This is a genomic window from Prosthecomicrobium pneumaticum (assembly GCF_014199915.1).
Lineage (GTDB): Bacteria > Pseudomonadota > Alphaproteobacteria > Rhizobiales > Kaistiaceae > Prosthecomicrobium > Prosthecomicrobium pneumaticum.
Genome location: NZ_JACHOO010000012.1, coordinates 24,686 through 50,522 on the forward strand (window position 1 = coordinate 24,686; position 25,837 = coordinate 50,522).

A 25,837-nucleotide genomic window follows, 5' to 3' on the forward strand; every position below is an offset into this window, starting at 1 on the left:
ACAGACAGTGCGGCCTCGTCTCCCGGGCGTCGCGCGGGGAACGTCCCCCGCACGAGGATCACATCGGCAGGGCGAGCTTGCCGAGCCGGATGAACTGCGTCTCGCCGGAATGGTCGTCGACGCCGTCATTGTCGGTGATGGCGAAGGCCTCGCCGGCCGCGTCGATCGCGAAACTCTCGAGCTTGTCGAGGACATAGCCGTTCGGCGCCTTCAGCTCCGGCAGGACGTCGTGGACGAGCTTCTTCTCGACCACCGGCAGCGTACCGCCGAGCGGAGCCGGGGTGACGCCTTCGAGCGACACGAAGGTCAGCTTCTTGACCTTCGCGGCCGCACCGATCTGGTTGTCGCGCTCGATCACCACGAGGCCGCCCGGGACCGCAGTGATCTCGGACAGGCCGATCCAGCCCTTCTCGACCTTGTCGAGCGGATAGTGCACCGCGCCCCATTCCTTGCTCGCCGGCTTGTAGGCGAGGAGCTTGGTCATGCCCTTCGGATCGTCCTTCCACTCGCGCTGGACGGCGAGCCAGACGGTCTCGTCCGCACCCGTGCCGGTGACCGCGACACCCTCGAAGCCGAAGCGGGTGGCGTTGGCGGCGAGCGCCTCGGGGAGGGCGATCTCCTCGAGGATCCCGCCCTCGGCGTCGACCTTGACGAGCGTCGACTGCGTCTTGTTCTTCTCGCGCTCCGGATTGCCCTCGGAGGCGAGCCAGAAGCCGCCGCCCCCGGCGAGCGCAATGCCCTCGAGGTCGAGGAGCTTCGCCGGTGCGCCGTCCTTCGTCACGGTCACGGCGCCGGTGATCACCGCCGGGCTCTTCGTCGCATCGATCGTCAGGATGCGGGCCTGCGAGAAGGCGCTGTCGGTGACGGCGTAGAGCTTGCCGGCGACGGTGGCGTCCGCCGCCGCGCCGGACAGCGCCGCCCAGGGCAGCGGCCGGCCGTCGGCATCATCGGCCGAGACGATGGTCGGATAGGCCGGCGCGCTCTCGGTCCGCGCGTAGATCGTCACGACGGAGCCGATCAGGCCGTCCTCGCGCAGGTCGGTCTCGCTCGCCGTGACGAACAGATTGCGCTGCGGGATGGCGAGCAGTCCCTCCGGACCGATGCCGCCGGGCAGCGCCTGCAGGAAGGTCGGTGCCTTGCCGGCACCCTCGTCCTTGAAGACGCCGACGAGCGAGGCGCGCTCGGAGGCGACGAAGATCAGGTGGTCGGAGCCGAAGGTCGCGACTTCCGCGCCTTCCGGCTCGTTGCCCTTCTTGTTGCGCTTCTCGGGATAGTGGCCGAGGCGGACGGTCTCATATTCGAAGCTGGTGCCGGAATCGTAGTCGACCGTGCCGTCCTTCCTGAAGATCGTGAAGCCGCGGCTGCCGCCCTTCCAGTCGCCTTCGTTCGCCGTGACGAAGCGCTCGTCGTCGATCCACTGGATGGTATCGGGCTCGCGGGCGACGCCCTTCATCGAGCCGGTCAGCGAAATCACTCCGTCCTTCTCGGTGTCGATGCCGTCGAGATCGACCGCGCCGGCGGAGAACTGGCTCTTGACGGTGCCGGTGGCGAGATCGACCACGACGATGTGGTTGTTCTCCTGCAGCGTCACCGCGACCTCGTCGAGGCCGTTGATGTCGACATATTCGGGTTCCGGATCGTCGCCGGCGACCGAGGCGATGCCGGTGAGGTCGATCACCGTCTTCGAGGCGCAATCGACCGCGCCGTCGGCGCCGAGCGTGAAGCTCGTCAGATTGCCGGCCGGCATCTGCGGGATGACGCCGTCGTTCACCTCCTCGTCGCGCTCGTTCTCGATCGCGATGGCGAGGAACTTGCCGTCCCGGCTCTTGATCACCGAATCGGGCTGGCCGCCGAGATCGCAGCTCGAAACGAGCGTCTTCTCGGCGAGGTCGACCACGCCGAGGAAGCCCGACGGATTGCTCTTCGATTCGGAGGTGTTGACCGCGACGAGGGCGAAGCCCTTCGACACGGTGACCGAGGTCGGCTCGCCTTCGAGGGCGACGGTGCCGGCGGCCTTCGGGGCGTGCGGATCCGTGATGTCGATCATCCCGATCCGCCGGCCGGGGCTGTCGGAATAGACGAGCGTCATGCCGTCATCGGTGACGGCGACGATCTCGGCCGCGGTGCTCTTCGCCGGATCGGCGCCTTCCGGCAGATTGTCGACGACGTTGAACGTGGCGGTGCGGTTGAAGTTGTCCGCCGCAGCAGCGGTCAGGGCGGTTCCGGCGAGGAAGGCTGCGGCAAGCGCTCCGGCAGCGATCGGATGTCTCATCTCGTCCCCCAACAAATGCGCCCGCGACGGGCTGCTTCCAGATATGAGGGGCGAGGTAACGATCGGCGATGACGGTGGAATGACACGAAACGGGCGCGGCTCTCGCCACGCCCGTTACAAAGATCACAATCTGCAGATTTTCTTCGATCAGCTCAGGACGCCGAACAGCCAGAGCAACAGAATGATCGGGAGCGGGATGCCGATCAGCCAGAGCAGCGCGCCACGGAACATGAGGTGTTCTCCACATTTCGAATTGTCGTCAAGAAATGCGCGGAAGGGTCGGTCGGTTCCGCAGCGCACGATTTCCGTCGCGCGGGACCGGGGAGCAACCAAATGCCGTGGCCGGCGTTGAGCGGGCGTTCTACTCGGATGAAAGGGCGGGCACTCATGAGCACCATTCTCCTCATCGTCATCGTCGTTCTGGTCATCGCGGCGCTGCCGACCTGGCCGTATTCGAGCGGCTGGGGCTATTATCCGTCCGGCGGTCTGGGTCTGATCCTCATCATTCTGCTGATCCTCCTGCTGATGGGGCGCCTCTAGCGCTTCGTCGGCCCATGGGGTCGAGACAGGCGGCTGCGCTCCGGCGCAGCCGCCTTCGTCCGTTGCGTGATGTCCGGAAGGCGGGGGTGGCGTGAGAAGAAGCAAGGGGCGTCCGATGAGCGGCTGGCTCAACCGGCCCAGCGGCCCGGTGGTGCTCGTCGGCCTCGGCCTCGTCGCCCTCGTCATGATGGGGGTGATCTCGGTTCTGCTCGTCCGCGCTTCCGAGCGGGCCGGCACCGCCGTCACCGAGACGCTCGAGGTTCAGAACCAGATCCTCACGCTGCAGCTGACGCTGCGCCGCGCGGAGAGCGGCCAGCGTGGCTATCTGCTGACGAGCGATCCGGACTATCTCGACACCTATGCCGCCGCGATCGACCTCGTCATGCCCCGCCTCGAGCGGCTGCGCATCCTGGTCTCGGGCAATGCCGTGCAGGCGCCGCTCGTCGAGAGACTGGGCCCCTTCGTCGAAGACAAGGTCCGCGAGCTGCGCGAGGTGGTGGCGCTCCATCAGGCCGGCCGGACCGACGATGCGCTCGCCGTCGTGCGCTCCGATCTCGGCCAGAACCTGATGACCAGTATCAGCGAGCTCGCCGGCCAGATCCGCAGCAACGAGGAGGCTGGTCTCGTCCGGCAGAACCAGCAGGCCGCGGGCACCAACCGGCTGCTGCTCTTCGTCAATCTCGCCGGCGCCGTCGCCATCGCCGTGCTCGCCGCGCTGTCGATCCTGCTCATCCGCCGGTTCGAGAAGCAGACCCTCGAGGCGCAGGCGGCGCTGCGGGAGGCGAACCTGCAGCTCGAGGAGAAGGTCGAGGAGCGCACGGCGGATCTCAGCGAGGCGAATGACGAGATCCAGCGCTTCGCCTATATCGTCAGCCACGACCTGCGCTCGCCGCTCGTCAACATCATGGGCTTCACGAGCGAGCTCGAGGCGATCCGCAACGACATGGCCGACCGCCTGCCGCCGCCGCCGCAGGGCGAGATCGATCCCTCCATCGAGGAGTTCGACGAGGCGCTCCGCTTCATCAAATCCTCGATCCGCAAGATGGACGGCCTGATCAACGCCATCCTCAACCTGTCGCGGGCCGGCCGCCGCGAGTTCGATCCGCAATGGCTGCCGCTCGGCGAGCTCGTCACCGGGCTCACCGGCGCGATGGCGCATCAGCTGCTCGAGGCCGATGCCCGCATCGAGGTCGAGCCGCTGCCGCAGGTCGAGACCGACCGGCTCGCGATCGGCCAGATCTTCTCGAATCTGCTCGACAATGCCGTGAAATATCTTCGTCCCGGCGTGCCGGGGCTGATAAGAGTCTCGGCTGTCGAGAAGGGGCGCTTCGTGCTGATCCGGGTCGAGGATAACGGCCGCGGCATCGAGGAGAAGGACCGCGAGCGCGTGTTCGAGCTGTTCCGCCGGGCGGGTCCGCAGGACCGGCCGGGCGAAGGGATCGGCCTCGCCCATGTCCGCACGCTGGTCCGCCGGCTCGGCGGGACCATCCGGCTCGAAAGCGAGGCCGGAAAAGGGTCGACTTTCACCGTCATTCTGCCCAAGGCTTGGCGGCCGCGTGAGGTGGAGAGGACGCGATCAACCGAGCGTGCCGCGTAGAGGACAGGACGATGCACAATCCCAATCCGGTCACCATCGTGATGATCGAGGACGATGAAGGGCACGCCCGCCTCATCGAGAAGAACATACGCCGCGCCGGGGTGACGAACGAGATCGTCGCCTTCCCGAACGGCACGGGCGGTCTCGACTATCTGCTGGGTCCGGATCGCTCAGGCCTGGTCAATCGCGGCCGGGCGCTGCTCGTGCTGCTCGACCTCAACCTGCCGGACATGACGGGCGTCGACATCCTCAAGCTCGTCAAGTCGAACGAGCATCTGAAGAATGCGCCGGTCGTGGTGCTCACCACCACCGACGACAAGGTCGAGATCCAGCGCTGCTACGAGCTCGGCTGCAATGTCTACATCACCAAGCCGGTCAATTATGAGAGCTTCGCGCATGCGATCCGCCAGCTCGGCCTGTTCTTCTCCGTGATCCAGGTGCCGGAGGCGGTCTGAATGGAGGAGCCCGCAGCGACCGTCCTTTATATCGACGACGATCCGGCGCTCGCCCGTCTCGTCGAGAAGGATCTGTCGCGCCACGGCTATCGCGTCGAGAAGGCGCTCGCCGGCGCCGAGGGGCTCGTCCGGCTGCGCGCCGGCGGTATCGACGTCGTCGCGCTCGACCACAACATGCCGGGCGAAACGGGCCTCGATCTCCTGCCGGCCATCCTCGCCGTGCCGGACCCGCCGCCGGTCGTCTATGTGACGGGCGAGCGCGAGAGCCGGATCGCCGTCGCCGCCCTCAAGGCGGGCGCCGTCGACTATGTGGTCAAGGAGGCCTATGAGGACTTCTACCCGTTGCTCCGGGCCGCGATCGCCGGGGCGCTCGAGGCGCGGGCGCTCAGGCGGGCGCGGGAGCGCGCCGAGGCGGAACTGCGCGCCTCGCGCGACCGGTTCCAGGCGCTCGCCGACGAGCGCGCGCTGCTCATTCACGAGATGAACCATCGCGTCGGCAATTCGCTGCAGCTCGTCGCCTCCCTCCTCAACATGCAGGCCTCGGCGAGCGAAGACCCCAAGGTGCGCACCGCGCTCGGCGAGGCGACCAGCCGGGTGATGGCGATCGCGCAGCTCCACCGCCGGCTGCACAGCCATGACGATGTGCGGCTGATCGCGCTCGATCAGTATCTCGCCTCGCTGATGGACGATCTCGCCCGCACCTTCGACAATGGCGCCGCCGCCGACCGGCTCGCCTTCGTCTCCGAGGCGGTGGAGGTGCGGGCCGACGAGGCGGTGTCGCTCGGCGTCATCGTGACGGAACTCGTCATCAACGCGCTCAAATACGCCTATCCGGGCGACCTCGGTCCGGTCCGCGTGTTCTGCCGCGCCCGGCCCGGCACGGTCGAGATCGTCGTCGAGGACGACGGCATCGGCGCCGATGTGACGGGCGGCAAGAAGGGCGGGCTCGGGCGCCGCATCATCGGCGCGCTGGCGGCGAAGCTCGGCGCCAATGTCGAGCAGGATCCCGCCCATGCCGGCACCCGCGTGATGATCCGCGTCGCCCGGACGAGCGAGCCCGCGGCCGACGCCGCCTGAGGTTCGAAGGCCCTCGGCCGGTGAACCGCGCGGGCGCCCGCGCGTTGGAGCGCGCCGGATCAATCGGGGCGATAGGTGATGAAACTCTTCGAATGCGGCGCCTGCGGCGCCTGGCTCGATTTCGAGAGCCGCGTCTGCGAGAATTGCGGCCGCTCGGTCGGCTATGCCGCCGAGCGCGGCCGGATGGTGGCGCTCGACACCACGGGCGAGGACGGCGTCTTCGCCGAACAGGGCGGGGAGGGGCGCTACCGCTTCTGCGCCAATGACGCGCACGGGGCGTGCAACTGGCTGATCGCGACGGACGAGCCGGACGTGCTCTGCCGTTGCTGCCGGACCAATCTGGTGATCCCCGATCTCGGCGATCCGGTTCACGTCGCGCGCTGGCAGGCGATCGAGCTCGCCAAGCATCGGCTCTTCTACAGCCTGATCCGTCTCGACCTGCCGGTGAAGACGAAGATCGAGGACGCGCAGGAGGGGCTCGGCTTCAAATTCCTCGCCGACTGGGCGGATGCCCGCGTGATGACCGGCCATGAGGACGGGCTGATCACCATCAACATCGCGGAAGCGGACGATGTGGAGCGCGAGATCGCCCGCAACGCCATGCAGGAGCCCTACCGGACGCTGCTCGGGCACTTCCGGCACGAGATCGGACACTACTACTGGGACCGGCTGGTCGACCATACCGACCGGCTCGACGGTTTCCGCACGCTGTTCGGCGACGAACGGGCCGATTATGCCGGCGCGCTCTCCACCCATTACGCGCAGGGCGCGCCGCCCGACTGGCGCGACCGTTTCGTCTCGGCCTATGCGAGCAGCCATGCCTGGGAGGATTTCGCCGAGACCTTCGCGCACTACCTGCACATGGTCGACACGCTCGAGACGGCCTATGCCTTCGGCCTGAGGCTCAGGCCGAAGACGCGGGAGACGCCGGTCGAGGTGACGACGATCGATTTCGACCCCTATCGGCCGACCGACTTCCATACGCTGCTCGACGCCTGGAAGCCGCTGACGCGGTCGATGAACGCGATCAACCGGTCGATGGGCCAGCAGGACGTCTATCCGTTCCAGATCGTCCCGGCGGTGGCGGAGAAGCTCGCCTTCATCGACGGCGTCGTGCGCGCCCCGCACGCGGCCTGACGGACAACGCGCTGTCGATCGCCCTTCGCGGCGGCGCGGCGCCGAAGCGACATCCGGCAAAAGAAAAGCCCGCCGCGGCTGCGGCGGGCTCTTTCGCGATCCGTGATCGAGCGATCAGTTGTCGCTCTGGACGCAGTGCGGAATACCATCCGGGCTCGGATTCCAGGTGCCGTTGGTGCCCGGAGCGCAGCCGCGGTCGTTGGTGTTGTAGCCGTAACGGTCGTCATAGCCGCGATGCTCGGGGCCGACATACCGGCCGTGGCGATAGTCGTCGCGGGGGCCATAGCCGTAGTCGTCGGCATATTGCGCGGCCGCGAACGAGGTGGCGCCGGCAAGGGTCGCGAGCGAGAGGGTGGCCATCTTGAGGAACGTGTTCATGGGTCGTCTCCTTCACAGGTTGGACGACGACCAATCATTCGGCAACCATACGGTTCCGTCCGCGCGACGGCGGATTCGCTCACAATCGATCACGCTGCCTTGAGCGTCTCCGATGCGTCGCCGGCGTCAGCAGCCCGCGGCGTTTCGATCGCAGCCGAGATGCAGGCCGGCCTTTTCGGTCACGCCCGCGCTGATCAGAAGGGCGACGATCTCGCGCATTTCCGGCGCATCGGCATAAAGATCGCCGATCCAGCGCGCCTCGCGCACGACATCGATGACACGGCCGTCCCGCTTCGCGCGGGACACGACGTGACGGGCACCAGCCTCCCAATATCTCTGCATCGCCGGCTCTCCAAGTCCGCCCCCGGCCAGAGCACACTCTACTGCGCAATTGTGACGGTGCGACTGCAAAGTGAAGGCGGCAGAGACTTTTTATAGCCGGGGGCACCGGCAAGCAGAGGCGGCGCTTGGAGAGACGTGCACCAAGGGGCCGCACGGCGCCCGACCGGCATTTCCGCGCCTGTTCCTCGCCTGTTCCTCGCACCTGCAGAACGAGACCGCCGGAGCGAGACGGGGGGGCGAGCGCAATGTCGGAGCTCGGGCCGGCACGGTCATCGGGAGGACGCGCATGTCGCGCCGCCGGGGTGCGCGGCAACATCCATCGGGATCGTGGCGATGAGAAGCGCCGGCCGAGCCGTCTATGTGCGAGCCGTCTATGTAAACGGCGATGCGTAGCTCGACTCGCTGATGATCTTCCGGTAGGCGCGCACCATGTATTCGTAGGAGGGCAAGGATCGGAGTTGCCGCCTGGAATAAGCGCGCATGTGCGAAACCTTCTCGCGGTTTCCGACCAGATCGCTCAGGTGGCCGTGCAGCGTTGCGGTGTCGCCGGGTTCAAAGAACACGGCATTCTTTCCTTCGCGCACCTGTTCGACGATGCCGAAGACGGGGGTGGTGACGATGGCGAGGCCCGCGCCCATGGCCTCGAGAATGACGGTCGGATAGCTCTCCATTCGCGACGCGCACACGAAGACATCGGCGGCCGTGAAGTAGGGCGCGACATCGCCCGTTTCACCGACCACGACGACTCGTTCTCGCAAGGGCGCCGGCAAGGCGGCGACCGCTGCGGCGAGCGCCTCGCTGTAAGGCCCCGGGCGATCGCCGACGATGTAGATCCGGAAAGGCAGCGCCGCCACCTCGTCGTCGGAAAAGCCGTACAGGGCCGAGATGATGTCGAGCTGCGATTTGCGCGCGCACACCGTGCCGACCGAGAGAAACACCAGAGCATCGTCGTCGATGCCAAGTCGAGCACGCGCCTCGGCACGGCTCAGTTGCGTCCCGCCCGGCGCGACATAACCATTCTTGATCGTCATCGTGACATTGTTGCGATCCAGGGTCGCGTAGGTCCGCGCGGTCGCATGCGCCACGAAGACGAGGCGGTAGACTTTGGAGAAACAGCTGCGCACCACATCCTTAAGAGTGTCGCTCCAGTCCGCGAAGTAGCTTTCGCCTTCGCCTTCATGGATATTCCAGATGCTGCCAAGGCCGATATTTCTGGCGGCGTCCACAGCAAAGAAGCAATGCAGTGTATTGGCGAATACGGTCGACAAACGCCGCGCGGAAAACTCCGCTTCAACGAGACGCAGCCAGCCCTGGTAGATCTCCCGCGTGCAGTTCCAGCCCGGCAGGGGAGGGAGAATCCTGACCATGATGCCATGGCTGGCAAGGGCCGTTGCCAGCGGGCCGCCGGCCAGCGAGAAGACCACCGGCTTGATCGCAGCGGAGCGGGAGAACTCGATGACCAGGTTGTAAAGATGACGCGATGCGCCTTCCCAGTTCATGTTGTGGGAGACGAATCCAACGATCAACGGCTCTGCGGACGGCGGTGCGACGACGGTGGGAATTGATTTGAAGGCGACGCCGGCGCGCGTGAAACCCGGATTGAAGTAAGGGTCTTGCCGCTCCCCGTGGCGCGCCAGATAGGCCGCGACCTCATCGGGATCGTCGCCAAAGCCGCGGGTGAAGCCTTCATGATGGATCAGTTCGGCATTGGGCGTGTAAACGCTGCGGAAGCCGCCGTCCTGCAGGCGAAAGCAAAAATCGGGATCGTTGAAGGCGACGGCGAAATTCTTCTCGTCCAGGCCGTCGAACCGAAGATAGAGACTACGCGCGACGAGCATACAGGCCGCGGTCACGGCAGAGCAGTTCCTGGCCGCCGCGATCAGGCTGCAATAGCCGAGGTCGTCGGGTCGGGCGAGCTTGAAGGCGTGATCGCACGCCCCCCCTTCCAGGCCCGACAGCACGCCCGCGTGCTGGACGCGGCCATCGGCATAACGCAGCAGCGCGCCGACCGGGCCGACGCCCGGCAGCAGGGCATAGCCGACCATGCTGCTCAGCCATCGGGGATTGATCACCTCGGTATCGTCGTTGAGCAGGAGAATAAAGGGGCTGTCGACCTGTGCCGCGGCCCAGTTCATTTTTCTCGAGAAACTGAAGGTCTTGTCTTGCGGATCCCACCAGATCACCCTCGCCCCGAGCGCGCCGAGCTCTGCCTCGACCTCCTCGCGAATCCATCCATCGCCGACAATGACGACTTCATAGTTTCGATAGGTGGTCTTCTTCAGTGAGGCCACGCAATTGCGCAGCACGGAGAGCGAGGCGTGGGTCGGAATGAGGATGCTGACGCGCGGACCGTCATCCGGAAAATCGATATGATAGAAGGCGTTGCCGCCGCGGACGGCGAAGTCCGGCCGGATGGCGACACCTGCCGAGCCGCGGCGCCCGAGCGCGTCCTGCACGGCCTTGCGTCCGGCCTCGAAGCTATAGGATTTCTGGGCGCCGCCTTCCGTCGGGGATGCGGTGGAGCCGGCATGCGAACGCCAGTGATACAGAATGCGGGGAATATGATGGACCTTCCGCGCGATCTCCGTCGCCCGCAATGCGAAGTCATGGTCCTGCGAGCCCTCATATCCAACCCGCAATCCGCCCAGGGCTTCCCAGATTCCCCGTCGCACGCTCAGGCACTGGCCGGCATACATATAGGTCAGAAGCAGTTCGGGAGACCAGTCCGGCTTGAAATGCGGATCGAATCGCTGCCCGTTCTCGTGCATCTTGTCGGAGTCGGAATAGACATAATCGACGGCTTCGTCTGTTGCGAAGGCCAGGGCGATCTCGGCGAGAGCGTCCCATGACAGCTCGTCGTCGGCGTCGAGCAGGACGATGACCTCCCCCGCGCTGAGCGCAAAGGCGTCATTGGTGTTGCGGCTGATATGACCGTTGTCGCGGCGGTAATGCGTCTTGATGCGGCGATCGCGCGCTCCGTAGGAGCGAAGGATATCGTGGACGCTCCCATCGGTCGACGCATCGTCCGAAATGCAGATCTCGAAATTCTGGTAGAGCTGAGAATAAAGAGATTCGATCGCCCTGATCAGGAAGGGGGCGGGCGTATTGTAAACCGGGATCAGCACAGAGATGAACGGCAACTGCGCCTGCGCCGTTTCGAGCCGCCGTCTCAGGGATGTTTCCTGCCTGAGGTTCCAGCGCGTCGCCTGGAGATAGGCTTCGTAACGATCGCCGCTGTTGGCGCTGCGCCAGGCGATCAGTCCTTCCTTCCGCCCGTGGGTGATGTAATGCCCGCAAGGTTCCATTCCTGACGCGGCAACATCCGGATTGTACTCGAGATAATGTCTGACGCTGAACGCGGGGCTCGGATCACGAAGTTCTTTCCAGCCGAACTGAATATAATGCTCCAATGGATTGACATTCGCTGATTTTACATCATTATAAGTGTCTAGGTACCAATTGACATCGAAGTGCGGGCTCGGATTGCGCCCTTCCTTCCAGCCGTGCTCCATGAAATGCAAATAGGGGTCCAATCCCGCATTTTGTAGGTCGGGATTTGTGGCGCGATACCAGTCCTCGTCGAAGAGTGGACCGGACCGGAGAGGGGGTTCCGCCGGAGGAGCCGGGTCCGGAACGACGAGATGCTCGGCGGCCGGGTCAAGGCCGGAGCCTGGACCGGGCGCGGCGGCGAACGCCGTCGCGGCGGGAGAGGAGGGAGGTGATGGCGCGGCGTCGTCCTCCCCCGATATCGGCCGTTTCATGCGGTGCTTGTTGCGGTAGTTGCGCCGCTTGGCGTGGTTGAGGGGGTGTCGGAAGGCGGCGCGGATCGCGAGCCGCGCGCCATCGGCCGAAACGAGGCGTCGCAGGGGATGGGTCGGCTCGAGCGTACCCACCTCCTGCTCCGTCGCGCCAACCGCTCTTTCAGCGTCCGGCCCCGTGCCGTCCCGGTCATGCTGCCCTTGCGCGATATCGCCGATGGAGCGGGCCAATTCTGCTCTCTCGTCCTTCGTCGCGTGCGATCCGCCGATTTCGATCAGCAAGAGGGGGTTTCCGCAGCTTCTTCGGCTGGCGGGCGGCGGCCGCTTCGGCTCCTGATCGCAGGCCCTATGGAGGGCGGCGAAAGTACAGAGCCACAAGCGGCTTCGGATATGCTGCGGGCATAGGCCTCGATGCCCTCAACGCAAGGGAGGCCGGGCAAGGCCCGATCCTCCCAGAACGCATCCCGACGTTCATCCGCACAGCGAATGGCCTCGAAACGATCGACCATGATGAATCGCCCCCTCGTGAGACGATCGTAGCGAGAGGCCTGGCGCGTCGCCAGCGTCAGGCAGCCGCGGCCGTGGCGGTCGCGTCGCCGGCCCGCATTGCCGTCGGGCCGGGGCGGCACCCGGGGGCCGCCCGCTCGATGACGGCGGAGCGTGGCAGCAGGTCGGCGACGCGACGCCTCGGCGCTCATCGGGCGGCGGCATCCAGAAGGGAGCGCCGACCAAGGCTCGACTGTGCAGCGTGAACGGGGGAGCGGGCAGGCTATGGCAGCCTGGCCGCAGTAGAGACGAAACGGGACGGCCCGTCAGCAAAGCCAGCGGCTCTGGTGTCAGAGCATCGACACCAGAGCCTGCCAAGCCCTTGAAAGGTTTGGTGGGCGATCACGGGCTCGAACCGTGGACCCGCTGATTAAGAGTCAGCTGCTCTACCAACTGAGCTAATCGCCCGCCGGCACCGGCGCGGCCGGTGCGGAACGGGCGGGTAATTAGCAAAGGCCTTCCGGTCTGTCCACCCCTTCGCGGTGCCGCATCACCGCTTTTACGAAACGGCGTTTCAGGCCCGTTCCGCCGCGGGTGCCGCCGCCTCGGCGAGAACCTGCTCCGAGAGCGCCCGGTGGTCGATCTTGCCGGTGCCGAGGAGGGGCAGCGCATCGACCGTGAGGATCGTGCGCGGCATAGCGAGTTCAGGCAGGCCGCGGGTTCGCGCGAGCCGGCGGAAGGTTTCCGCGTCGGTGCCCGGCCGTTCCGTGACGAGCACCACCTCTTCGCCTTTCCGCGCATGCGGCACGGCGAGGGCGGCGTGGCCGTGTTCCGGCCAGAGCTCGGCCGCCACCGCCTCGACCGCGGCGAGCGACACCATCTCGCCGCCGACCTTGGCGAATCGCCGCGCCCGGCCGGCGATGGTGACGAAGCCGTCCGAATCGATCGTCACGATGTCGCCGGTATCGTGGAAGCCGTCGGCCGGCGGCTCGAGCACGCCCGGCGCCGCGGCGCGCAGATAGCCGCGCATGACGTTCGGTCCGCGCACCATCAGCCTTCCGCCCTCGGCGAGCCCGTCCACCGGCGCGAGCCGCGCCTCGATGCCGGGCAGCAGCCGGCCGACCGAGCCGGGGCGATTCGCCATCGGCGTGTTGATGGCGATCACCGGCGCGGTCTCGGTCGTGCCGTAGCCCTCGAGAATGCGCAGGCCGAAGCGCTCCGACCACACGCGGCGGGTCTCGGGCCGGACCCGCTCGGCGCCGGCGAAGACATAGCGGATCGAATAGAAATCATAGGCGTGCGCCATCCGCGCATAGCCCGTCAGGAAGGTGTCGGTGCCGAGCAGGATGGTGGCGTTCACGCCATAGGCGATCTCCGGCACGATCCGGTAGTGCAGCGGCGAGGGGTAGAGCACCGTCTTCACCCCGGCGAAGAGCGGCAGCAGCGTGCCGATCGACAGGCCGAAGGCATGGAAGAGGGGAAGGGCGTTGAGGACGACATCCTCGCCGCCGAAATCGATCACCGCGCTCGCCTGAAAGCGGTTCGCCTGGATCGCCCGGTGCGACAGCGACACGCCCTTCGGCACGCCCTCCGAGCCGGAGGTGAAGAGCACCACCGCCTCGTCCCCGGCGTCGCGGCTCGCCCCGGCCCGCCGGGCGAAGAAGAGCGGCGCGCGGGCCGCGAGCGCCGCGGCGAGCCGGGCGCGCCGGCCGATCGCGTCGCGCAGGTCCTCGAGATAGACGACCCGCGCATCCCGTTCGAGCGCCGCCAGCAGCGTGCCGAGCCGCGCCTGTTCGACGAAGCGGCGCGAGGTGACGACGGTGCGGATCTCGGCCGCCGCGAGCGCCGCGGCAATGCCCGCCGCGCCGGCCGTGAAGTTGAGCATGGCCGGAACCCGGCCGGTCGCCTGCAGGGCGAAGAAGGCGACGACGGTCGGGATGGCGTTCGGCAGCAGGAGGCCGATCCGCTCGCCCCGCCGCGACAGGGCGGCGAGCGGCCGGCCGAGCGCGAAGGCGCCGGCGATCAGCCGTCGGTAGCCGACCGGCGCCGCGGCGATGTCATCGAGCACGGCGCGGCTGCCGGCGCGCTTCGCCGCGGCGACGAGCGAATCGAAGAGCGGCGTGTCGATCGGGCTGGTCGCGAACACCATCTCGACCATCAGCGCCTGCAGGCGACGGCCCGCTTCGGCGCGGCGGCGGCGGCCGACCAGCCCCTCGGCGAGCGCCATCGGCCGCGGCGGCAGCACGGTCAGCCGGATCGACGGAAAGAGCCGGCGGCGCACCTTGCCCTTCAGCCGCGAGACGATCGAATATTGCGCGCCCTCGATGCGGATGGGGATCACCGGCACGTCGGCGAGCGCGGCGATCAGCGCCGGGCCGTCATAGACCTTCATCAGCGCGCCGGTGACGGTGATCCGGCCCTCGGGGAAGATGACGAGGCGCTGGCCGGCCTGGACCCGTTTCACCATCGCGCGGATGGCGAAGGGGCTCGTCGGATCGACCGGCACGAGATCGAAGAACAGGAAGGCCGGGCGGACCCACCAGCGCTTCGCGATGTGGGTGTTGATGGCGAAGACGGGCCGGCCGGGCAGCAGGCAGCCGATCAGCACGGCGTCGAGGAAGGAGGTGTGGTTGGCGACGACGACGGCCGGGCCGTCGCCCTCGCCGTAATGCGCGAGGCCCTCCACCCGGGCGCGGAAGAGGAGCTTCAGGAGCCGCGCGCCGAGCCCCTTGATCGCCTCCTGCGGCATCAGCCGGAGGCAGATCAGCGCGACGATCACATTGGCGAGGCCGAGCAGGACGAGGAGCGCCGGCGTCGACAGCCCGACCGCGAGGCCGACCGCGGCGAGGATGGTGCCGCCGACCATCAGCGCGGCATTGAGGATGTTGTTGCCGGCGATCGCCGCGGAGAGTTCGTGTCGCTCGGCGCGGGTCTGCAGCAGCGCATAGAGCGGCACGGTGAAGAGGCCGCCGCCGAAGGCGACGAGCATCAGGTCGACGACGACGCGCCAGCCGGCGAGATGGCCGAGAAAGGCCGCCGCGCCGATCGGCCCGCCGGCGGAGAGGCCCGGAACATGACCGGCGGCGACCGCGAGATCGACCATGCCGATCGCCATCAGGAGCGCGCCGACGGGCGTGTGGCGGCCGGAGATCCGCCCGGCGAGGAGCTTTGCCGCGCCGGCCGAGCCCGCGCCGATGCCCACCACGAAGGCGCCGACGAGGATGTTGGCGACGATCTCGTCGACCTCGAGCGTCGTGCGGGCGAATTCCGGGAACACGCTCATCACGATCAGCCCGACCATCCAGAACCAGGAGATGCCGAGCGTGGCGAGGAAGGTAGTGCGGTTGCGGCGGACCGCGGCGAGCGCCGCGCCGCTCGTCTCGACGAAGGAGAAGGAGAGCGGCGGGGCGTCGGCGGCGGGCGGGGCCGGTGGCACGAGGAAGGCGGCGACCGTGCCGATCACGGCGACGACGATCAGGCCGGCGACGGCGACCGCCTCGCCGCCGAGCCCGATCGCGAGGCCGCCGAACAGCGTGCCGCAGAGCACGGCGACGAAGGTCGAACCTTCGAAGAGGGCGTTCGCGGCAATCAGCCGGTCCGGTCCGACGAGCCGCGGCAGCAGGGCGTATTTCGCCGGGCCGAAGAGGGTCGACTGCGTCGCATAGAGGAACAGGCCGAGCAAAGCGAGCGGCGCCGAGCCGATCAGCAGCGCCGTGCCCGAAAGGAGCGCGAGGCCGACCTCCGCGACGCGCGTCCAGCGCACCACCTTCGCCTTGTCGACCGCGTCGTTGAGCCGGCCGGAGAAGCCGGAGAACAGGAAATAGGGCAACATGAACACCGCGCCCGACAGCGTCACGCTCACCTGCGGCGAGAGGCCGAACAGGCTCGCGCCGCGATAGGCGACCATGAAGCCGAGCGCGCTCTTCAGAACGTTGTCGGCGAAGGCGCCGAAGAACTGCACGACGAACAGCGCGAGGAAGCCCGGCAGGCGGATCAGCGGGACGTCGGAGGGCGGCGAGGAGGCATCTGCGGCGATGTCGGCCATGGCGGATCCCGGGAGAGACCGGAAGCGTCGCGCCATTGCGGGGCGGAAGCAAGCCGGTGACAATTGATCGATGTTCAATTTCTCTCCTAGCAGAGTTTTGAACGGCGTTCAATATGTGCTACGACGCGCGTCGGGGCGCATTGCGGGGCGGGAGAGAGCATGGCGCGACGCAACGATCATTCGCCGGACGAGCTGCGCCGGCTGGCGCTCGATGCGGCACGCCGCCTCGTCGCCGAGGAGGGGCTGCGCGGCCTCACGGTACGCCGTGTCGCGGAGCGCATCGGCTATGCCCCCGGCACGCTCTACAATCTTTTCGCCAATCTCGACGAACTGGTGCTGCGGCTGAACGCCGAGACCCTCGACCGCATGGCCGAAGCGCTCGCCGCGGCTGCGGCCTGTCCACCCATGGAGCGGGCGGCGGCACTGGTCGAGGCCTATTTCGACCGGATCGAGGCCGAGCCCTTCGCCTGGGGGGTGCTCTTCGAGCACCGGCTGCCGGCCGGCACGGCGCTGCCGGACTGGTACGGCGCGCGGCTCGACCGGCTGATCGGCATCGCGGTCGCCGCGCTCGAGCCCTTGATGACGGCCTGGCCGGTGCTCGAGCGGCGCCGTGCCATCGTCGCCATGTGGGCCGGGCTGCACGGCATCTCGACGCTCGCCGTCGGCTCGAAGCTCGCGCTCGTCGGTCCCGGCGATCCGCGCGCGCTCGGCCGCCTGCTCGTGTCGCGCGTCATCGCCGCGGGGCCGCCCTGAGGCGCGCCGCCGTCTTTGCGCCGCCGTCTTGCGTCGTGCCGGCGCTTGGCGCAGGGTCGCGCCGGGCCGGCGGAGCGACGGGCATGGCGGCGGATCGGGCGATGCAAGGGGCGACGGGCGGGGCGACGGCCGAGAGCGCCGCCACCTTGCCGCGATCGCGCTTTCTGCAGCTGGCGCGGCTCGCCGATCCGGCCGTTCCCGCCGGTGGCGGCGTGCTGGCGCCGCTCGGACCGGATGATCTCGCCGATCTGCTCGCCCGGGCCGATGCGCATGGCGTTGCGCCCCTGGTGCTGCGCCATCTCGCGGCGCGCCGTGAGCCGGAGGTCGTCGCCCTCTGCGCGCCGTTGCGGGCGCAGGCGGCCGAAGCGGCGGAGCGTGCGGCACGGCTGCGCAAGCACGCCGGCATCCTCGTCGCGCGCCTGCGCGCCCACCGGCTGCCGGCCGTGCCGGTCGGCGGCACGGTGTTCGCCCGCCGCCTCTATGCGGACCCGGTGCTGCGGCCGCACGACGAAATCCGCCTTCTCCTGCCGAAGGGCGTGATCAAGGCGGTCGAGCACGAGCTCTCCGATCTCGGCTTCGGCATCGCGCCCTATCAGAAGGGATGGGAGCGGCTCGATCGCTTCTGGACGCACGCGGCCGAACCCTCGGTCGGCGTCCGCCTGCTCGGCGACCTGGTGCCCTCGCCGCGGCTGCGCCGGCACGTGACGCTCGACTATGCGGCGATCGCCGGCGAGGAGGGGCCGACCGCGGCGGAACGGCCGGCGCGCCTGCTCGCGGTCGCGGCGGTGACCGCGACCGTCGATGGTCCGTTCGGGCGGCTGATCCAGCTCGTCGACGTGCTGCAGGCCGCCCGCGGCGTGCGCAGCGCCCTCGAGGAACTGGCGCTCGACCGGCTCGCCGAGAAGACGGGCGCCCGCACCGCGATCGTCGCCGCGCTCGACCTTTCGGCCCGCGTCTTCGGCGATCGCCAGCCCGCCGCGCTCGCCGCGGCGCTCGGCCACAGCCGCTACACCCAGCTCGCGCGGCGGCTGCTCGATCCCGGCGCGATCGCCGAGCCGGCGGCCGAGGATGCCGCGGCGCCCGGCTGGCGGCGCGCGGCGTTCCGCTTCCTGCTGACGCGCACGCCGCGCCGCCCTGCCGTCTCGCCTTCGAGCCCCGGCAATGCTATCGCTTCGAAGCGGACAGTCTGAACGAGGGGCGCGGCGTGCAGACGGCGGATATCGCGGCGGCGCTCGCGCGGACGAGTTTCTTCGGCGGGCTCGACAAGGCGGACCTTCATCGGCTCGCGCAGATCACGCGCGTCTCGAGCTATCCGGCCGAGCACATCCTGTTCCATCAGGGTGACGAGTCGGACGGGCTCTATTGCGTCGTCGACGGCATCATCCGCATCTTCCTCACCGCCGATGACGGCCGGGAGATCACCATCCAGCTGTTCGAGGAGGGCGAGATCATCGGCGAGATCGCGCTGCTCGACGGGCTGCCGCGCAGCGCCGGCGCCGCCACATTGACCGCCGCGACGGTCGTCTTCGTGCCGCGCCAGCCCTTCCTCAACCTGCTCGATTCCTCCTCCGGCATCCAGATGGAGATCATCCTCAGCCTCTGCGAGCGACTGCGGCAGACCAATGAGCAGGTCAACCGCGCGGTGTTCCAGGATCTGCGGCAGCGGTTGCTCGTGCTGCTGCGCCAGCTCGCGCTGATCCATGGCCGGATCGAGAAGGACATGGCGGTGGTCGAGCTCGATCTGACCCAGGGCACGCTGGCGCAGTTGCTCGGCGCCAGCCGCGAGGCGGTCAACAAGCAGATCCGCGCCCTCATCAAGGAGGGCAAGCTGTCGGTCGACGGCCATCGCCTGCTCGTCCACCGCTCGGCGGTCCGCGAGGCCTGAGCCGGCCTCACAGCGTCTTGTTGAGCGCGACGAGGTCGATCGTCGTGCCCTGGCCGAGATCGACCGGCGTGACGATGCCGCTCCGCCATCCGGCCTTCTGGAACAGCCGCGCCGCGTCGCGGGGCGCGAAGGCGGCGAGCGAGCCGACCGCGGCGTGATGCGCCGTCGCCTCGGCGACGGCGAGGAGGCTGCGGCCGAAGCCGCGCTTCTGCTGCTCCGGCGCGACGAAGAAGCCGACCGCGCAGGGCAGCGCGCCGGTGCCGACCCGCGTCCAGCCGCCCGAGGCGACGAGCCGCTCGCCGATCTCGGCGACGAAGAAATTGCGCTGCCGGCAGAGCGCGAAGGTCTGCCGCAGATAGCGCTCGACATAGCGCTTGATGGTGAGCGCCCCGAGCGTCTCGCGGCTCGCGCCGAGCAGGGCGCGCACCTGCAGCGTCGCGAGTTCGGGAAAATCGGCGGGCGTCACGTTGCGGATGCGGGCCTCGGGAAGGCCGTAATAGACGAGGACGGTCCGGCTGTAGTGGACGGGGTCGAAATCGTCCGACCAGTCGCCGTCATAGCGGGTGCCCGGCATGGCGGTCCTGAAGATCGAGGCGGCGACGGTGGTCATCGGCGGCCTCCATGGCGGGGAAGACGGGTGAGTGCGGGCCGGCCGGTCCGAATGCCGGCGGCGCCGAAGAGAAGAAGCGCGCACAGGGCCGCGCCGGCGGCGAAGGCGACGAGATGAGCGAGGGCGGCGAGGGTCATCGGGGGGATCCGGGCTCGTTGCGGATCGAGCTTAGGCCGCCCCGCCGGGCCGGGCAGTGAACGGCGTCACAGCGGCGACCGCACACGCGCCTCCGGCTCCGCCTTTCCGGCGCCGGAATCGCGTGTTAGACAGCGCCATCCTGCCTTCCGGGGAATACCAGCGGTTCGAGATGAAGTTTGCGAAACGCCTGCGGCTCGTCGGGGCCGCCGCGACGGCGGTCCTCGCCGCCGCCCTCTCGCCGGCTGCCGCCGAGCGGATCGCCAATCCGGTCGCCGTCTTCGCCGGCCTCGACAAGATCACCGGCCGGATCATCACCTTCGACGTCTATATCGACGAGACGGTGCAGTTCGGCGCGCTGCAGGTGACGCCGCGGGTCTGCTATTCGCGCCCGCCTTCCGAGCCGCCGCGCACCGACGCCTTCGTCGAGGTCGACGAGATCACGCTCAACCGCAAGGTCAGGCAGATCTTCAACGGCTGGATGTTCGCCGACAGCCCCGGCCTCAACGCCGTCGACCATCCCGTCTATGACGTGTGGCTGACCAACTGCAAGAGCTCGTCGACGGTCGCACCGCCCAAGCGGTAGAAGTCGCCCTCGACCCGCAGCGCCTGGTCGAGCCGGCGCTGATATTCCCGCCGGGACAGGTCGATCGCGCCGAATCGCTTCAGATGCTCGGTGGTGAACTGGGTGTCGAGGAGGCGGAAGCCGCCTGCCTTCAGCCGGGCGACGAGATGGACGAGCGCCACCTTCGAGGCATCGCGGGCGGTCGAGAACATGCTCTCGCCGAAGAACGCCCCGCCGAGCCGCACGCCATAGAGACCGCCGACCAGGCGGCCGTCCTGCCAGCATTCGACCGTGTGGCAGTGGCCGAGCGCGAAGAGCTCGCCATAGACCTTGCGGATGCGGGCGTTGATCCAGGTCTTCGGCCGCTCCGGGCCGCCGCCGGCGCAGCCGTCGATGACGCCCGCGAAATCGCTGTCGATGCGGATCTCGAAGGGTTCCGCGCGTACCGTGCGGGCGAGCCGGCGCGGCAGGTGGAACTGATCGAGCGGCAGCACGCCCCGGCTCTCCGGCTCGATCCAGTAGAGCCCCGGATCCTCGGCCGATTCGGCCATGGGGAAGATGCCCACCGCATAGGCCTTGAGGAGAACCTGCGGGGTGATGTCGAAATCGCGTTCGTCGCGGCGGCCCATGCCCGACGATGGCACGCCCGCTTCCGCCGGGGAAGAGGGCGCGCGGCCGCGGTAGCACGCCGGCCGGGACCCTCTCCCGCGCCGCGGGAGAGGGTGCGGCGCCGGCTGTGCGCCGTTGCCAGGCGGAAGGCGGTCGGTGGAAGAACCCGGCGCCACGGACGGCGTTCCCCCTCTCCCGCGCCGCGGGAGAGGGCCGGGGTGAGGGCCTTCTCTTGGTTGCCGCAGAGCACCCTCACCCTTCCGGCCTACGCGTCTCGGACGTCTTCGGCGTCCTGCGACGCCAAGGCCGGAAGCCCTCTCCCGCCAGCGGGAGAGGGAGGGGGCGGCGCCGTCTGTGCGCCGTTGCCAGGCGGAAGGCGGTCGGTGGAAGAACCCGGCACGCCGGCCGGGACCCTCTCCCGCGCCGCGGGAGAGGGCAGGGTGAGGGCTCTTTCTTCCCTCACGCCGGGGCGGCGAGCTTCTTTTCCAGCCAGTGGATGTCGTAGCGGCCGTCGGCGATGTCGGGGTCGTCGACGAGCTGGCGGAACAGCGGAATCGTCGTCTTGATGCCGTCGACGATGAACTCGTCGAGCGCGCGGCGCAGCCGCATCATGCATTCGACGCGGTTGCGGCCGTGCACGATCAGCTTGCCGATCAGGCTGTCGTAATAGGGCGGGATCCGATAGCCCTGATAGACGCCGGAATCGATCCGCACGCCGAGGCCGCCCGGCGGATGGTAATAGGAAATGGTGCCCGGCGAGGGCGCGAAGGTGCGCGGGTCCTCGGCATTGATGCGGCACTCGATGGCGTGGCCCTGGAAGCGGACGTCCTTCTGGGTGAAGGAGAGGCCGCTGCCGGCGGCGACGCGGATCTGCTCGTTGACGAGATCGATGCCGGTGATCGCCTCGGTCACCGGATGCTCGACCTGCAGGCGGGTGTTCATCTCGATGAAGTAGAACTCGCCGTTCTCGTAGAGGAACTCGATCGTCCCCGCGCCCGAATAGCCCATCTCCGCCATCGCCTTGGCGACCACGCCGCCGATCCGGTCGCGCTCCTCGGCGTTGAGGGCGGGCGAGCCCGCCTCCTCCCAGACCTTCTGGTGGCGGCGCTGCAGCGAGCAGTCGCGCTCGCCGAGATGGACGGCATTGCCCTTGCCGTCGCCGAGCACCTGGATCTCGATATGGCGCGGCTTCTGCAGGTATTTCTCGATATAGACGGCGTCGTCGCCGAAGGCGGCCTTCGCCTCGGAGCGAGCGGTGGCGAGCGCCACCGACAGCTCGTCGCCGTTCCGCGCCACCTTCATGCCACGGCCGCCGCCGCCGGCGGAGGCCTTGATGATCACCGGGAAGCCGATCTCCGCGGCGATCCGGTGCGCGTCCGCATCGTTCGAGACACCGCCTTCCGAGCCCGGCACGACCGGGATGCCGAGCCGCTGCGCGGTGCGCTTCGCCTCGATCTTGTCGCCCATGGTGCGGATATGCTCGGCCTTCGGGCCGATGAAGGTCACGCCGTGCGCTTCGAGGATTTCGGCGAAGCGGGCGTTCTCCGACAGGAAGCCATAGCCCGGATGGACGGCCTCGGCGCCGGTGATCTCGCAGGCGGCGAGGAGCTGCGGGATGTTGAGATAGCTGTCGCGTGCCGGCGGCGGGCCGATGCAGACGCTCTCGTCGGCGAGCCGGACGTGCATGGCGTCGGCGTCCGCCGTCGAATGCACCGCGACGGTCTGGATGCCGAGCTCCTTGCAGGCCCGCAGCACCCGCAGCGCGATCTCGCCGCGATTGGCGATCAGGATCTTGTTGAACATCGGCGCCGGACCGCTCACTCGACGATGGCGAGCGTCTCGCCATATTCGACCGGCTGGCCGTCCTCGATCAGCAGCGCCTTCACCGTGCCGGCGCGCGGCGAGGGAATCTGGTTCATCGTCTTCATCGCCTCGACGATGAGGAGGGTCTGCCCCTCGCGCACCACCTGGCCGATCTCGACGAAGGGCCGTGCGCCGGGCTCGGGGGCGCGATAGGCGGTGCCGACCATCGGCGAGGGGACGGCGCCCGGATGGCCGGCGCCATAGGCGGGAGCGGCGGGAGGGGCCGGGGCGGCGGCGGCCGCTGCCACCGGTGCGGCGGCGGCGACCGGCGCCGCGACATGGACGGCGGCCGGGGCGATGGTGACGTTGCGCGCTACGCGGATGCGCAGATCCTGGTGTTCGACCTCGATTTCGGTGAGATCGGTCTCGGCGAGAAGCAGCGCGAGCTCCCGGATCAGCTCCTGGTCGATCGAGGATTTCTCACCGTTCTTCTTGGTCGTCATTCGGTCCGTTCTTTCCTGTCGTCCGCTCCGGCGCCGTCAGGACGCGACGAGCGGGCGGATCGCCTCGAGCGCGAGGACATAGCCGCGCGGCCCGAAGCCGCAGATGACGCCCGTCGCCGCCGGCGACACGTAGGAATGGTGCCGGAAGGCTTCGCGGGCAAATACGTTCGAAAGATGGAGTTCGATCGTCGGCAGCGCCACGGCGCGCAGCGCGTCGTGCAGCGCGATCGAGGTGTGGGTGTAGGCGCCGGGATTGATCACGATGCCCTTCGCCGCCTCGAAGGCCTCGTGGATCCAGTCGACCAGCTGGCCCTCGTGATTCGACTGCCGGAAGTCGACCGAAAGGCCGAGCCGCTCGCCCGCCTCGCGCGCCTGCGCACCGATCTCGGCGAGCGTGCTGGTGCCATAGATGCCCGGCTCGCGGCGGCCGAGCATGTTGAGATTGGGACCGTTGAGGACGAAGACCGGGATCGACATGCGTAAGGCCGGCTCTGGCTCCGGAGAGCGCTGCGACGATCGAAAAAGTCGGCCGGTTATAAGTGCTCGCCCCGGAAAGGGGAAGCCCCGCGGCGCGGGCGCGGCTTCCCTTCGGGAATCTCCGCCTCAGCAGGTGGTGGAGCCGCAGGCCCGCACGGAGTCGATCCGCTTCTTCAACTGGTCGTAGCCGACGGCGCCGACCACCACCTCGTCGCCCACCACATAGGAGGGCGTGCCGTTGATGCCGAGCCGCTCGGCGAGGCCGTAGACCTCGGTGAGCGTGTCGTTGACGAGGGCGGTCTGCATCGCCTTGCGGACGTCCGCCTCGTCGAGGCCGACGCTCTTCGCGGCCGCCAGCGCCCGGGCACCGTCGGCCTGACCACGGCCGGTGATCAGCGCATCGTGGAACGCGCCGTATTTCTCCGGCGCGATCTCGTTGACGGCCACGGCGACCTGCGCCGCCTCGCCCGAGCCCGGTCCGAGCACCGGGAATTCCTTGAGCACGACGCGCAGCTTCGGATCCTCGTCCATCAGCCGGCGCAGGTCGGAATAGGCGTGGCGGCAATAGCCGCAATTGTAGTCGAAGAACTCGACCAGCGTGACGTCGCCCTTCGGGTTGCCGAGCACGACCTGGCGCGGCGAGTCGAAGATCGCCTTGGCGTTCTGGTCGATGCCGGACTTGCGCTCGGCCTGCTCGGCCGCGACGCGGCGCTTGTCGAGCTCGGCCATCGCCTGCTGGATGATCTCCGGGTTCTGCAGGATGTAGTCGCGGACGATCGCCTCGACCTCCTGCTTGTCGGTCCCGCTCAGCGCAAGGGAGGGCGCGGCGGCGAGCGCGAGCGGAACGAAGGCGGCGAGGGCCGCCACAAAGCGCAGTCTCGACATGGCGGGTTCGGGCTCCTTCGTTCGTCCGGCGGCGTTGAGTCGGGCGCCTACCGGGTCTTCGGCGGCGGCTGATAGGTCAGGATGTCGTCGGCACGCAACCAGCCGGGCGAACCGCGCTTCAGGCCGTTCTGGGCGCGCTGGGCGTGCATCTTGGCGTCCTTGATCTCGCCCTCGACGAAATCGCCCTGCGCGGTGGCGAGCTCGGCGAGCGCCGTGTCGCCGCGCATCGCATAGGCCCGCGCCAGCTGGCGATAGCCGATCGAGAAATTCGGATCCGCCTGCAGGCCGACGGTGAGGTTCTTCACCGCCTCGTCGACATTCTTCGGGTCGCCGGTCTCGACGAGGGCGTGGCCGAGCAGGACCTTGAGCAGGCCGGAGGAGGAGGCGAGCGAGACGGCCTTGCGCAGCGGCGGCACGGCCTCGCGCGGCCGGCCGGTCTCGAGCAGGATCTGGCCCTTCAGCTCGTGGAAATAGGGGAAGTTCGGCGAGGCCTTGATCAGCCCGTCGACCTGGCGCAGCGCATCCGCCGCATTGCCGAGCCGATAGGCGACGACGGCGCGGGCGTAGCGGGCGGGCAGGCTGCGGTCGGTCATCGGATAGCGCCGCATGGCGAGCTGCGGCTGCTCGGTGAAGCCGACGAGCTTTGCCCGCACGAGATCGTGGCGGGCGATCAGCTGCGCCGAATCCCTGGCGCCCCAGCTCGGGCTCGCCTTAGCGGCCGCCTCGATCTGGTCGATGCGCTCGGTCGGCATCGGATGGCTCTGCGCATAGGGGTCGACCCGCCGCGACAGGAACATCGTGTCCTCGGCGAAGCGGCGGAAGGTGGTGAGCATGCCGGCGGCGGACTGGCCCGTGGCGGCGAGATACTGGAGCGCCGACTGGTCGGCGGCATATTCCTCGGAGCGGGCATAGGCGAGGAGATTGCGCCGGGCGATCTCGCCGACGCCGGCGCCGAGCCCCATGCCGGCACGCGCCGTGTCGGCCGAGCCGCCGATCGCCCCGCCGACCGACACCGCCATGCCGGCGAGCCCGCCGATGAGGGCGAGCGTCTTCGCCCGCTCGAGCTGTTCGCGCAGCCGGGCGAGATGGCCGCCGGCGAGATGGCCGGTTTCGTGCGCGAGCACGCCGATCAGCTCGTTCGGCACCTTCGAATCGATGATCGCGCCGGTATTGACGAACATCTGGCGGCCGTTCGCCACGAAGGCGTTGAAGGACGGGTCGGGGATCAGGAGCACCTCGACCGAGCCGGAGCGGATGCCGGCGGCCTTGAAGATCGGCCGCAGGTAATCCTGCAGCAGCGCCTCGGTCTCGGCGTCGCGCACGATCGAGCGGCCGGCCTGCTGGGCGAGCGCGGCCGTCCCGGCCGAGGCGGCGAGCGCCCCGGCGACGAGCGCCGTCAGCGCGGCGCGGCCGATCCTTCGACAGGCGGAACGGAGCAAACCTCTCCCCCTCGCACTTCCCGCCGGCTCCCCTCGCGGGTAGAAGCGGCGGCACGTTCCCGCGCTTCCTTGCCGGGGAATTGGGG

21 protein-coding genes and 1 tRNA gene are annotated in these 25,837 nt (G+C 68.6%); 9 read left to right on the top strand and 13 right to left on the bottom strand.

Going from position 1 to position 25,837, the window contains the following annotated elements:
- Positions 1-58: 58 nt before the first annotated feature.
- A complete protein-coding gene (locus GGQ63_RS20285) occupies positions 59-2,272 on the bottom strand; it encodes an esterase-like activity of phytase family protein (protein ID WP_183858446.1) in 2,214 nt (737 codons plus the stop codon).
- 387 nt (positions 2,273-2,659) lie between these two features.
- On the opposite strand from GGQ63_RS20285, the gene GGQ63_RS20290 reads away from it, so the two are divergent.
- The 5 genes from GGQ63_RS20290 to GGQ63_RS20310 all read left to right on the top strand — a co-directional run bounded on the left by GGQ63_RS20290 (position 2,660) and on the right by GGQ63_RS20310 (position 7,078).
- The gene (locus GGQ63_RS20290; protein ID WP_183858447.1) at positions 2,660-2,812 is read left to right on the top strand and encodes a DUF3309 family protein; all 153 of its coding nucleotides are present in this window, start codon (positions 2,660-2,662) and stop codon (positions 2,810-2,812) included.
- Positions 2,813-2,927: 115 nt separating this feature from the next.
- Positions 2,928-4,409 (top strand): sensor histidine kinase, encoded by a 1,482-nt coding sequence (locus tag GGQ63_RS20295; RefSeq protein WP_183858448.1) that lies wholly within the window; start codon positions 2,928-2,930, stop codon positions 4,407-4,409.
- Between the two features lie 11 nt (positions 4,410-4,420).
- A complete protein-coding gene (locus tag GGQ63_RS20300) occupies positions 4,421-4,864 on the top strand; it encodes a response regulator (RefSeq protein WP_183858449.1) in 444 nt (147 codons plus the stop codon).
- A complete protein-coding gene (locus GGQ63_RS20305) occupies positions 4,865-5,941 on the top strand; it encodes a sensor histidine kinase (protein WP_183858450.1) in 1,077 nt (358 codons plus the stop codon). It abuts the gene before it with no gap.
- Positions 5,942-6,019: 78 nt separating this feature from the next.
- Entirely contained in the window at positions 6,020-7,078 is a 1,059-nt protein-coding gene (locus GGQ63_RS20310) for a zinc-binding metallopeptidase family protein (protein WP_183858451.1), read from the top strand.
- 114 nt (positions 7,079-7,192) lie between these two features.
- Here the strand turns inward: GGQ63_RS20310 and GGQ63_RS20315 are convergent, their stop codons facing one another.
- The 5 genes from GGQ63_RS20315 to GGQ63_RS20335 all read right to left on the bottom strand — a co-directional run bounded on the left by GGQ63_RS20315 (position 7,193) and on the right by GGQ63_RS20335 (position 16,087).
- The gene (locus GGQ63_RS20315) at positions 7,193-7,456 is read right to left on the bottom strand and encodes a hypothetical protein (RefSeq protein ID WP_183858452.1); all 264 of its coding nucleotides are present in this window, start codon (positions 7,454-7,456) and stop codon (positions 7,193-7,195) included.
- A 126-nt stretch (positions 7,457-7,582) separates the two neighbouring features.
- On the bottom strand, positions 7,583-7,798 hold the full coding sequence (locus GGQ63_RS20320; protein WP_183858453.1) for a hypothetical protein: 216 nt from the start codon (positions 7,796-7,798) through the stop codon (positions 7,583-7,585).
- Positions 7,799-8,169: 371 nt separating this feature from the next.
- Positions 8,170-11,838, bottom strand: coding sequence for a glycosyltransferase (locus GGQ63_RS20325; protein WP_183858454.1), 3,669 nt, complete (start codon positions 11,836-11,838; stop codon positions 8,170-8,172).
- 596 nt (positions 11,839-12,434) lie between these two features.
- Positions 12,435-12,510 (bottom strand) — tRNA-Lys (locus GGQ63_RS20330).
- Positions 12,511-12,616: 106 nt separating this feature from the next.
- Complete coding sequence (locus GGQ63_RS20335) at positions 12,617-16,087, bottom strand: acyl-[ACP]--phospholipid O-acyltransferase (protein ID WP_183858455.1); 3,471 nt, start codon at positions 16,085-16,087, stop codon at positions 12,617-12,619.
- A gap of 159 nt (positions 16,088-16,246) precedes the next feature.
- Between GGQ63_RS20335 and GGQ63_RS20340 the strand changes: the two genes are divergently transcribed.
- From GGQ63_RS20340 to GGQ63_RS20350, 3 genes are all read left to right on the top strand, one after another.
- Positions 16,247-16,840: a TetR/AcrR family transcriptional regulator gene (locus GGQ63_RS20340; protein ID WP_183858456.1), complete on the top strand. Its 594-nt coding sequence runs from the start codon at positions 16,247-16,249 to the stop codon at positions 16,838-16,840.
- 83 nt (positions 16,841-16,923) lie between these two features.
- On the top strand, positions 16,924-18,030 hold the full coding sequence (locus tag GGQ63_RS20345) for a nucleotidyltransferase family protein (protein ID WP_183858457.1): 1,107 nt from the start codon (positions 16,924-16,926) through the stop codon (positions 18,028-18,030).
- 14 nt (positions 18,031-18,044) lie between these two features.
- A complete protein-coding gene (locus GGQ63_RS20350; RefSeq protein ID WP_183858458.1) occupies positions 18,045-18,725 on the top strand; it encodes a cyclic nucleotide-binding domain-containing protein in 681 nt (226 codons plus the stop codon).
- Positions 18,726-18,732: 7 nt separating this feature from the next.
- On the opposite strand, the gene GGQ63_RS20355 is transcribed toward GGQ63_RS20350, so the two are convergent.
- Positions 18,733-19,335, bottom strand: a complete 603-nt coding sequence (locus tag GGQ63_RS20355; protein WP_183858459.1) for a GNAT family N-acetyltransferase — start codon at positions 19,333-19,335, stop codon at positions 18,733-18,735.
- Between the two features lie 307 nt (positions 19,336-19,642).
- Between GGQ63_RS20355 and GGQ63_RS20360 the strand changes: the two genes are divergently transcribed.
- A complete protein-coding gene (locus GGQ63_RS20360) occupies positions 19,643-20,056 on the top strand; it encodes a DUF2155 domain-containing protein (protein ID WP_183858505.1) in 414 nt (137 codons plus the stop codon).
- Here the strand turns inward: GGQ63_RS20360 and aat are convergent.
- The 6 genes from aat to GGQ63_RS20390 all read right to left on the bottom strand — a co-directional run bounded on the left by aat (position 19,996) and on the right by GGQ63_RS20390 (position 25,751).
- Positions 19,996-20,664 (bottom strand): leucyl/phenylalanyl-tRNA--protein transferase, encoded by a 669-nt coding sequence (gene aat, locus GGQ63_RS20365; protein ID WP_183858504.1) that lies wholly within the window; start codon positions 20,662-20,664, stop codon positions 19,996-19,998. The genes GGQ63_RS20360 and aat overlap by 61 nt on opposite strands.
- 439 nt (positions 20,665-21,103) lie before the next feature.
- On the bottom strand, positions 21,104-22,447 hold the full coding sequence (gene accC, locus GGQ63_RS20370) for an acetyl-CoA carboxylase biotin carboxylase subunit (RefSeq protein ID WP_183858460.1): 1,344 nt from the start codon (positions 22,445-22,447) through the stop codon (positions 21,104-21,106).
- 14 nt (positions 22,448-22,461) lie between these two features.
- Positions 22,462-22,950: an acetyl-CoA carboxylase biotin carboxyl carrier protein gene (accB, locus tag GGQ63_RS20375; protein ID WP_183858461.1), complete on the bottom strand. Its 489-nt coding sequence runs from the start codon at positions 22,948-22,950 to the stop codon at positions 22,462-22,464.
- Positions 22,951-22,986: 36 nt separating this feature from the next.
- The gene (gene aroQ, locus GGQ63_RS20380) at positions 22,987-23,427 is read right to left on the bottom strand and encodes a type II 3-dehydroquinate dehydratase (protein WP_183858462.1); all 441 of its coding nucleotides are present in this window, start codon (positions 23,425-23,427) and stop codon (positions 22,987-22,989) included.
- Positions 23,428-23,553: 126 nt separating this feature from the next.
- Positions 23,554-24,312 carry a DsbA family protein gene (locus tag GGQ63_RS20385; RefSeq protein WP_183858463.1) on the bottom strand — a complete coding sequence of 253 codons (759 nt, stop codon included), beginning with the start codon at positions 24,310-24,312 and terminating at the stop codon, positions 23,554-23,556.
- 47 nt (positions 24,313-24,359) lie between these two features.
- Positions 24,360-25,751 (bottom strand): M48 family metalloprotease, encoded by a 1,392-nt coding sequence (locus tag GGQ63_RS20390; protein ID WP_246429906.1) that lies wholly within the window; start codon positions 25,749-25,751, stop codon positions 24,360-24,362.
- Positions 25,752-25,837 lie beyond the last annotated feature (86 nt).

What these genes read in the sequence shown, in the direction of transcription:
- GGQ63_RS20285 (WP_183858446.1), bottom strand. Translation starts at nt 2,272, where the DNA reads ATGAGACATCCGATCGCTGCCGGAGCGCTTGCCGCAGCCTTCCTCGCC.
- GGQ63_RS20290 (WP_183858447.1), top strand. Translation starts at nt 2,660, where the DNA reads ATGAGCACCATTCTCCTCATCGTCATCGTCGTTCTGGTCATCGCGGCG.
- GGQ63_RS20295 (WP_183858448.1), top strand. Translation starts at nt 2,928, where the DNA reads ATGAGCGGCTGGCTCAACCGGCCCAGCGGCCCGGTGGTGCTCGTCGGC.
- GGQ63_RS20300 (WP_183858449.1), top strand. Translation starts at nt 4,421, where the DNA reads ATGCACAATCCCAATCCGGTCACCATCGTGATGATCGAGGACGATGAA.
- GGQ63_RS20305 (WP_183858450.1), top strand. Translation starts at nt 4,865, where the DNA reads ATGGAGGAGCCCGCAGCGACCGTCCTTTATATCGACGACGATCCGGCG.
- GGQ63_RS20310 (WP_183858451.1), top strand. Translation starts at nt 6,020, where the DNA reads ATGAAACTCTTCGAATGCGGCGCCTGCGGCGCCTGGCTCGATTTCGAG.
- GGQ63_RS20315 (WP_183858452.1), bottom strand. Translation starts at nt 7,456, where the DNA reads ATGAACACGTTCCTCAAGATGGCCACCCTCTCGCTCGCGACCCTTGCC.
- GGQ63_RS20320 (WP_183858453.1), bottom strand. Translation starts at nt 7,798, where the DNA reads ATGCAGAGATATTGGGAGGCTGGTGCCCGTCACGTCGTGTCCCGCGCG.
- GGQ63_RS20335 (WP_183858455.1), bottom strand. Translation starts at nt 16,087, where the DNA reads ATGGCCGACATCGCCGCAGATGCCTCCTCGCCGCCCTCCGACGTCCCG.
- GGQ63_RS20340 (WP_183858456.1), top strand. Translation starts at nt 16,247, where the DNA reads ATGGCGCGACGCAACGATCATTCGCCGGACGAGCTGCGCCGGCTGGCG.
- GGQ63_RS20345 (WP_183858457.1), top strand. Translation starts at nt 16,924, where the DNA reads ATGGCGGCGGATCGGGCGATGCAAGGGGCGACGGGCGGGGCGACGGCC.
- GGQ63_RS20355 (WP_183858459.1), bottom strand. Translation starts at nt 19,335, where the DNA reads ATGACCACCGTCGCCGCCTCGATCTTCAGGACCGCCATGCCGGGCACC.
- GGQ63_RS20360 (WP_183858505.1), top strand. Translation starts at nt 19,643, where the DNA reads ATGAAGTTTGCGAAACGCCTGCGGCTCGTCGGGGCCGCCGCGACGGCG.
- aat (WP_183858504.1), bottom strand. Translation starts at nt 20,664, where the DNA reads ATGGGCCGCCGCGACGAACGCGATTTCGACATCACCCCGCAGGTTCTC.
- accC (WP_183858460.1), bottom strand. Translation starts at nt 22,447, where the DNA reads ATGTTCAACAAGATCCTGATCGCCAATCGCGGCGAGATCGCGCTGCGG.
- accB (WP_183858461.1), bottom strand. Translation starts at nt 22,950, where the DNA reads ATGACGACCAAGAAGAACGGTGAGAAATCCTCGATCGACCAGGAGCTG.
- aroQ (WP_183858462.1), bottom strand. Translation starts at nt 23,427, where the DNA reads ATGTCGATCCCGGTCTTCGTCCTCAACGGTCCCAATCTCAACATGCTC.
- GGQ63_RS20385 (WP_183858463.1), bottom strand. Translation starts at nt 24,312, where the DNA reads ATGTCGAGACTGCGCTTTGTGGCGGCCCTCGCCGCCTTCGTTCCGCTC.